The following is a 379-nucleotide window of genomic DNA, read 5'->3' on the forward strand; positions in this document are numbered from 1 at the left end:
GGCACCTATCAGAGCGTCGCGTTCGGCGTTGCGGCTGACGGCGTGTTCGCCGGCGCGAACAACCTGACCGGCACCGGCATCGAGAAGACCGGCGCCTGGGGCGTCCGTGGTGCATTCAACCACAACTGGAACCCCTACTGGTCGACCTCGCTGTTCGGGTCGTACACCAAGCTCGACTACAACGGCACCGCGACTGCTCTGATCTGCAGCGGTCTGGGCGCCAATGTCGCCGGCTTCACCTGCAACCCGGACTTCGCGATCTCTCAGATCGGTACCGTCACCCGCTGGACCCCGGTCAAGGGTCTGACCCTGTCGGGCGAAGTGATGTACACCTATCTCGATCAGGCCTCGTCGGGCGTCCTGCCGCTCACCGCTGCGG

General features: G+C 65.2%; 1 protein-coding gene. It reads left to right on the forward strand.

Annotation, left to right across the window (positions count from 1 at the left end):
* A partial coding sequence (locus tag DNX69_RS25315) for a porin (RefSeq protein ID WP_207803190.1) occupies positions 1-379 on the forward strand: 379 nt, incomplete at both ends.

The sequence above is a fragment of the Rhodopseudomonas palustris genome, from assembly GCF_003226555.1.
Taxonomy (GTDB): Bacteria; Pseudomonadota; Alphaproteobacteria; order Rhizobiales; family Xanthobacteraceae; genus Rhodopseudomonas; species Rhodopseudomonas palustris_I.